The organism is Nocardia brasiliensis (genome assembly GCF_011801125.1).
In the GTDB taxonomy this organism is placed as follows: Bacteria; Actinomycetota; Actinomycetes; order Mycobacteriales; family Mycobacteriaceae; genus Nocardia; species Nocardia brasiliensis_C.
This window is the reverse complement of the sequence record NZ_CP046171.1, coordinates 7,942,268-7,949,490: the sequence shown is the minus strand read 5'-3', so window position 1 is coordinate 7,949,490 and position 7,223 is coordinate 7,942,268. Positions and strand designations below refer to the sequence as shown.

7 protein-coding genes are annotated in these 7,223 nt (G+C 66.8%); 6 read left to right on the top strand and 1 reads right to left on the bottom strand.

Annotated elements, in window-relative coordinates; genetic code table 11:
* The first annotated feature begins 666 nt into the window (after window positions 1–666).
* The 6 genes from rpmH (at window position 667) to rsmG (ending at window position 4,366) form a co-directional block, all read left to right on the top strand.
* Window positions 667–810 carry a 50S ribosomal protein L34 gene (gene rpmH, locus F5X71_RS36445; RefSeq protein WP_005516618.1) on the top strand — a complete coding sequence of 48 codons (144 nt, stop codon included), beginning with the start codon at window positions 667–669 and terminating at the stop codon, window positions 808–810.
* 21 nt (window positions 811–831) lie between these two features.
* Window positions 832–1,275 carry a ribonuclease P protein component gene (rnpA, locus tag F5X71_RS36440; protein WP_167466065.1) on the top strand — a complete coding sequence of 148 codons (444 nt, stop codon included), beginning with the start codon at window positions 832–834 and terminating at the stop codon, window positions 1,273–1,275.
* Window positions 1,272–1,670: a membrane protein insertion efficiency factor YidD gene (gene yidD, locus F5X71_RS36435; RefSeq protein WP_014989222.1), complete on the top strand. Its 399-nt coding sequence runs from the start codon at window positions 1,272–1,274 to the stop codon at window positions 1,668–1,670. Before rnpA ends, yidD begins: the two co-directional genes overlap by 4 nt.
* 4 nt (window positions 1,671–1,674) lie before the next feature.
* A complete protein-coding gene (gene yidC / locus F5X71_RS36430) occupies window positions 1,675–2,760 on the top strand; it encodes a membrane protein insertase YidC (protein ID WP_167466064.1) in 1,086 nt (361 codons plus the stop codon).
* Window positions 2,761–2,913: 153 nt separating this feature from the next.
* Window positions 2,914–3,420: a protein jag gene (locus F5X71_RS36425; RefSeq protein WP_238816087.1), complete on the top strand. Its 507-nt coding sequence runs from the start codon at window positions 2,914–2,916 to the stop codon at window positions 3,418–3,420.
* A 172-nt stretch (window positions 3,421–3,592) separates the two neighbouring features.
* Entirely contained in the window at window positions 3,593–4,366 is a 774-nt protein-coding gene (gene rsmG / locus F5X71_RS36420; RefSeq protein ID WP_167466062.1) for a 16S rRNA (guanine(527)-N(7))-methyltransferase RsmG, read from the top strand.
* Window positions 4,367–4,491: 125 nt separating this feature from the next.
* Here the strand turns inward: rsmG and F5X71_RS36415 are convergent, their stop codons facing one another.
* A complete protein-coding gene (locus tag F5X71_RS36415; protein ID WP_167466061.1) occupies window positions 4,492–5,613 on the bottom strand; it encodes an FAD-dependent oxidoreductase in 1,122 nt (373 codons plus the stop codon).
* Between the last annotated feature and the right edge of the window lie 1,610 nt (window positions 5,614–7,223).

The window sequence follows — 7,223 nt, the reverse complement described above, 5'->3', positions numbered from 1 at the left end:
GCAGTTTCCTCCCCGGAAGTAGGTCGATAGGAGCAGACGGCCGGGGCACGCGGGGAGGTGATGGCGACGACCATCCTCGGGTCGGTACCGTGATCCTGCGTACGTCCGTAACCGGTTCGGACGCTGCCCAGATCCCCATTCCGGGCGGCGGCGTGGCACCGTCGGCCCTACGAATATGCCACTCCAGGGGTCTTTCCACACAATTATCCACAGATGTGGAGAACTCTGGGGAGTTGTGAAATGAGCGTGTGCGGCCGCCGGGTAAGGCCCTGACCAGCAGATCTGTGGCTAACGATGAGCAACATAGCTGGTGTGCCCGCCCGGGCGTGGCTAGGGGTGTGGACGAACTCACGGTGATACTCACAGGCCTGGGCAGTGATATGCACAGCCGCCGCACCAGGTCGTCGCGGGTTTGCGCTGGTCGAGCGGCCGAGGTCAGCGGGGTGGGCCGAGTTTGACCCGCTCGAAGCCGATCAGTACCCTCGTACAGTCACCCTTTGGTGCGGTGGCGGTCTTGTGCTGACCGCGGGTAGGTCGATATCGACCGACTGTGCGCCAAGACCGACGCGCCGATGATGACCAGACCTGCGATTCATCGCGAATACCTGTATCACCGAACAAGCTTCGGGCACCGAATGGCGCCCACTGACTCGAGGAGTGTTGACCGTGGCCAAGGGCAAGCGGACGTTCCAGCCGAACAACCGTCGTCGGGCGCGCGTCCACGGCTTCCGTCTCCGGATGCGCACCCGTGCGGGTCGCGCCATCGTTTCGGCGCGTCGCCGTAAGGGCCGCGCCGAACTCACTGCCTGATCCTCGCGCGCGGACGCTCGGGTGTTGCCTGAGCCGTATCGGTTGCATCATCGTGCCGACTTCTCCCGGACGGTGCGCCGCGGCCAGCGAATCGGGAGGCGCGATCTGGTCGTGCATGTCTTCACCCATCAGGTCGGCTGCGCAGTCGGCCATGCCCCGGCGTCGAAGCAGGGGTATGACGGAGTCGTGGACATGAGCGAACCGCATGGTGATCCAGCCGCGGTGTCCATCCGCGTCGGCGGACCACGCTTCGGATTGATCGTCAGCAAGGCGGTGGGCAACGCGGTGATTCGACACCGCGTAGCCCGCCGCCTGCGTCATATGTGTCACCAGATGATCTCGGAGTTGCCCAGCGACACCGACGTCGTCATCCGCGCCCTGCCCGGCGCGGCGGACGCCTCCTCGGCCGAACTGTTGCGCCAGATGCGTACCGCCATGCGCAAACTCGGGGTCGGCACGGTATGAGCCGCACCGCCACGATCGGCCGGCTACCGGCGAACGCGCTGATCTTCCTGATCGAGTTGTATCGGACCTACGTCTCCCCCACCCGCATGCCGGTGTGCCGCTTCACCCCGACCTGCAGCGAGTACGCGGTGACCGCGTTACGGACGCGCGGGCTGTTCATCGGCCTCGGATTGGCAGCCGTGCGACTGGCCAAATGTGCGCCCTGGCACCCTGGTGGGTGGGACCCGGTTCCGGAGCGGAAGCGAAGCACCGTTCGCACCGCACCAGGAACCGAGGCAGCCACCGATCCGGCGTCGCAGGAAACAGACCTGCAGACCGGCCCGGTGTCGGAGCCGAACGCTTGGAAAGGATCACCGCGCGCGGTGATCGGCGATACGAACGACGGGAGTGCATAGAGCCGTGCTCGACTTCATTTATTATCCGGTGTCCTGGATCTTGTGGTTCTGGCATCGGGTTTTCGCGTTGGTGCCCGGTCTCGGTAAAGACAGTGGCATCGCCTGGGCATTGGCCGTCGTGTTCCTGGTGTTCACGCTGCGCGTGCTGCTCTACAAGCCGTTCGTGAAGCAGGTCCGCACCACCAAACAGATGCAGGAACTGCAGCCGCAGATCAAAGAGCTGCAGAAGAAGTACAAGAACGACCGCCAGAAGATGGCCGTCGAGATGCAGAAGCTGCAGAAGGATCACGGCTTCAACCCGCTGATGGGCTGCCTGCCGATCCTGGCCCAGGTGCCGGTGTTCCTCGGCCTGTTCCACGTGCTGCGCTCGTTCAACCGGACCGGTCACGGCTTCGGCCAGCTGGGCATGTCGATCGCGGACAACGCGAACACGCCCAACTACGTCTTCAACGCCGCCGATGTCCAGTCGTTCCTGAGCGCCCGTATCTTCGGTGCGCCGATCTCGGCCTTCATCACGATCCCCGACACCGAGCTGCGCGCCTTCGCCATCGAGGGCCTCGGGCTGCCGAACAAGCTGAACATCGCGCTCGTCGCCATCCCGCTGATGATCATCGCCGGTCTCGCAACGCACTTCAACGCGCGCGCCTCGGTCGCGCGGCAGACGCCGGAGGCGGCCGCCAACCCGCAGGCCGCGATGATGAACAAGCTCGCGCTGTGGGTCTTCCCGCTCGGTGTGCTCGTCGGTGGTCCGTTCCTGCCGATCGCCATCCTCCTGTACTGGGTCTCCAACAACATCTGGACCTACGGGCAGCAGCACCTCGTCTTCGGCCGCATGGAGAAGGAAGAGGAAGCCAAGAAGCTGGCCAAGCTGGAGCAGCGGGCACAGAACGCGCCCAAGCCGGGCGCCAAGCCGGTCAACGTGAAGAAGAAGTCGGGTTCCGCGACGGACGCCGTCGAGGACGCTGTCGAGGGTGCCCCGTCGACCAACGGCACCGCGAAGACCCCCAGCAAGGCCGCGGGTCAGCGCAGGCCGGGCGGTCAGAAGCGGCCGGGTAACCGCGGCCGGGCGAACCAGAAGCGCAGACGCTGATCACACTCCTGGTGGCCGGGCAGGCCACCACGCTGAGCAACCCTTTGATCGCGCACCGTCCGGCGGCGAGCGCCCGGCGAGCGCGATGAGCAGATGAAGGAAACCCAAATGACAGTTGAGACCGACGGAGGGGACGCCACAGTGGCGACGACGATGGTGAACGCCGGAACGGACGCCGACGATGTCGTGAACGACGCGGAGGAAGCCCTCATCGAAGAGGGCGAGATCGCGGGCGACTACCTCGAGCAGTTGCTCGACGTGCTCGATTTCGACGGCGATATCGATCTCGACGTCGAGGGCGACCGCGCCATCGTCAGCATCGACGGTGGACGTGATCTGTCGAAGCTGGTCGGTCGCAACGGTGAGGTGCTCGACGCGCTCCAGGAACTGACCAGGCTAGCCGTGCAGCAGGCGACCGGCGTGCGCAGCAGGCTCATGCTGGACGTGGCCGGCTGGCGGGCCAAGCGCCGGGAGGACCTGAGCGCCCTCGGCACCGCCGCCGCGCAGCGTGTGCTGGAATCCGGTGCCCCGGAGGCGCTCGCGCCGATGACCCCGTTCGAGCGCAAGATCGTGCACGACGCGGTGGCGGCGATCGATGGCGTCGAGAGCGAGAGCGAAGGCGTCGAGCCGAACCGGCACGTGGTCGTCGTTCCGTCCTGAGCGAATCCGCGCACCGATGGCCGGACATCGTTAGGGGACGGCGTATTTCGTCACTCTGACGGTAGTGGTTGGATAGGGCCTCTGGTCTTCGGATCGGAGGCCTTGTTCATGTCCGGCAGAGTGGTGCGTCCCTGTACTTGTTTGTCTCTCTGATCATTTCGAGTTCGGAAGGATGTTTCACGTGGAACGAGATCTCGGTGGAACCACCGCGTTGCCTGCCGAGCTGGAACCGCCCGCGACCGCCGCGGTGGTGTTCGGTGAGCGACTCGATCTCGCCCGTCAGTACTGCGCGGCGCTCGCCACCGCGGGCGTCGAGCGTGGCCTGATCGGTCCGCGTGAGGTGCCCCGGCTCTGGGATCGGCACATCCTCAACTGCGCGGTGATCGGCGAGCTGATCGCCGAGGGGGCGTCGGTGGTGGACATCGGCAGCGGTGCCGGGCTGCCCGGCATCCCGCTCGCGATCGCGCGCCCGGACCTGCGCATCACCCTGGTCGAACCGCTGCTGCGCCGCACCATCTTCCTGAGCGAATTCATCGAAGCCGCCGGCCTCGACGTCAGCGTCGTCCGCGGCCGCGCCGAACAATCCGGCGTCATGAAGGAGGCGGGCGGCGCCGATGTCGTCACCTCCCGCGCCGTCGCCCCCCTCGCCAAACTCACCCAGTGGTCGCTCCCCCTGCTCCGCGACCACGGCCACATGCTCGCCCTCAAGGGGGTCAGTGCCGCCGAGGAACTCGAACGCGACGCCGCCGCGCTGGAACGGATCGGAGCAGGCAACACTCAGGTCCTCGCCTGCGGTGCCGGGCTCGTCTCCACCCCCACCCTCGTCATCAGCGCCGAGCGTTTCCCCCGCGCCGAGCGTCGCAGCGAACACGCCGCCGCGCGCAAGCAGGCGCGTGCGGCGAAGCGGGCGGACGGCGGGCGCGGACGGACCCGCAAGGGGAAATAAGGCCGTCCCCGAATCGGCTTGCGCCCCTTCGTGCGTCGGGGCCGTGCGCTGCCTGACCTGATCTTGTCCAGAGTTGCCTCGCCGGTGTGGCCCCGGAGCATCGGGTGCGAATCGTCACGTGACTGTCAGTGGCGATCGAACAGGTCGACCACACTGCGCGGTGCTTCCGGACCGAAGAAGGTCTCCAGATTTCGCGCCGAGCGGTCGGCGGCGTCGCGGCCGCGCAGGAACAGCCGCTTCTCATAGGCATGCAACGCGACCTCTACGCGTTGTTCCGTAACCAGCTTGCTGGCCAGGTCCGCGCCATCGAACATGGCGAGGTTGGCGCCCTCCCCGGCGAACGGTGACATCAGATGCGCGGCGTCACCCACGAGCGTCACGCCCGGCACCCGATCCCAGTCGAGGCCGACGGGCAGGGCATAGATGGGTCGCAGCCACGGTCGCGCGTCGCTCTCGGTCACGAATGCGGTGAGTAGTGGCGACCAGCCGTCGAACTCGTCGGCAACCCGGCGGAGCCCGGCGGACGGATCCACGAAGTCGATCGACCGCACCCACTCCTCGGGCTTGTTCAGTGCCACATAGCCGCGCACGCTTCCGTCGGCGTAGCGATGCACGATGATGCCTTTACCCGGTGCGACCGCCATCAGCGTGCCGCTGCCGATCGTGGCCACACTCGCCCGGTGGGGCTCGGTGTCTGACCCGAGGGCGACCTCGATGAAACAGATACCGCTGTAGCGCGGCTCGGCTCGGGTGAGCAGCGGACGGACCCTCGACCAGGCGCCGTCCGCACCGATGACGATGTCGGCGTGCGCGGCGCAACCGTTGGCGAAGGCGAGCTCGTATCCTCCCGTTGCATGGCGCCGAACCGCGTCGAGCTTGTGCCCCCACCTGATCGTCCCTGGCGTCAGCGAGTCGAGGAACAGTTGCCTGAGCTCGCCACGATCCACCTCGGGACGGGCCGAGCCGGGGTCGGCGGGCTTGTCGAGCAGCACCGTGCCGCGGTGGTCGACCACGCGCTTGGCGTCCTCGCCTGGACGGACCAGAGCGCGGAACTCGTCGTACAGACCGGCCGCCCGCACCGCGACCTGGCCGGTCTCCTCATGAATATCGAGCAGGCCGCCTTGCCCACGACTCTTCGCCGACGCCTCACTCTCATAGATCGTCGCGTCGACACCGTGCGCCTGCAGCACCCGGGCGAGCGTCAGCCCGCCCAACCCGGCTCCGACAATGGCGATGGAATTCCGCATACCGCGCTCCTCCGTTGCGCCGACCCCGCGTCGGCGATGGACAGTGCCGGGACGGGCGGATGCCCGGCCTCGACAAGGAGCCGCTCAACGATCAGAACGAATCGATGTATGCGCGACGTGCCGGGCGGAGAAGCCCGCGGGCACATCGTTTTTCGCGACAGTGCCGACTATAGCTCGGGATTCGGCCCGCAGGGGGTGGGGTCGGTCACGCCGGGATGCATCGGGTCCGGCCGGTTCTTGTCCTCCGCCTGCGTGGGGTCCCTCTGCTTCGTCTTCCGGGTGCCACGTTCCGCCGGACATCGTTTGCTCCGTGCCGCCCGGACTGCTGACGTACTTGCCTGACCCCGATCCCTCGTGGTCGGTCCGTGGGGCGTTTCGTATGGCGGTGCCCGCGGTTCCTCGCAGCCGGGGTCGGGCCACTCTCGGCACCCGGGCCAGCCGTCAACGGGCGCGCCGGTTCACGTCCCCGGTGCTGAACGGGTGGGTCGATCAGGGGGACATCTGTGCGGCGAAACCGCCGTCGGATGCGGCGAAAACGTCGCGCGTGACTTCAGTTAGGACTCGGAGTTTTGACGCCAAGCGACGCGGAGGTTTCACGTGAATCATCGGCGGCGAACTTCCCGTCGTGGGTTGCTACGCGTTGATCGGGCGTTCGTATGGGAGTCCGCGCACCCGTCTCGGGAACCGGGAGTTGACGGCTTTGGCGGACAGGCAGGTCGAATCACCGACCGAACTGGACGGGCGTTGGCGCGTGCCGGATTGTCGTCGGAGCCCGAACTTTGGTTTGGCGGGCGGTCCTATCCCGTGCTGGGGTCTGGCGTGAGCCGTCGTCGGGTCAGCGCGCCCCCGAGGCCGCACCGGCCGTCCGGAGGGAACGGAACTACGCACGGCCCGCGACCATCCCGCCCCTCGCAGTCCTCATCGCGCGTCCAGGCCGCGTCGCCTATACGACGGGCCGCTGCTGGAGCCGCTCGCGTCGCCCAGCTTGCGGACTCAGCCGCCGATCGCGGACTCAGTCACTCAGCGGGGGTGAGGTTTCACGTGAATCATTGGTCACCGTGGCCCCAGAGGGCTACCTAGGGCTCAACAACATCAATTGGAGATCGCCCGAGACCGACCCACCTGAACGACGACACCAACAACCCTCCGCTCCCTTCGTGACTGCAATCAGTGCACTACTCCCCGAATCTGCGGATCCACCAAACCTGTCCGCCTTCAGAGCACCCGCCTCATGCGACTCCAATGGCGACCCCGGCCGACGTTTCACGTGAAGCAACGCAGGCTTAGACGAGCGACGACGCCTTCCTCCGAATGAACGAACGCGACAGATCCGATCCCGCCGGGCTGAGCTGTCGGTCAGTTCGGATCATCGGAATGGCCACGGCACGGACTTCTCGTCTTAGGCGTGGATGCCCACCCTGACCGAGTATCCGGCGCCCGCGTGGATAGAGTCGGCGATGGATTCGGGAAGCTGCAGCACCGACCCCGCGGATCCAACAGCAGACGCCTGCGCGTGCTGGTTCAGCGTCGCGGGGGGGCGAAGCACATTCGTCCCCGATTTGGGGCACACGATCGCTGGCCAACCACGCAGCTTTCAGACAGGCGCGCCG

Bases quoted from the DNA above. Each gene is read 5' to 3' on its own strand.
- yidD (WP_014989222.1), top strand. From the start codon at position 1,272: ATGAGCCGCACCGCCACGATCGGCCGGCTACCGGCGAACGCGCTGATC.
- F5X71_RS36425 (WP_238816087.1), top strand. From the start codon at position 2,914: ATGGTGAACGCCGGAACGGACGCCGACGATGTCGTGAACGACGCGGAG.
- rsmG (WP_167466062.1), top strand. From the start codon at position 3,593: ATGTTTCACGTGGAACGAGATCTCGGTGGAACCACCGCGTTGCCTGCC.
- F5X71_RS36415 (WP_167466061.1), bottom strand. From the start codon at position 5,613: ATGCGGAATTCCATCGCCATTGTCGGAGCCGGGTTGGGCGGGCTGACG.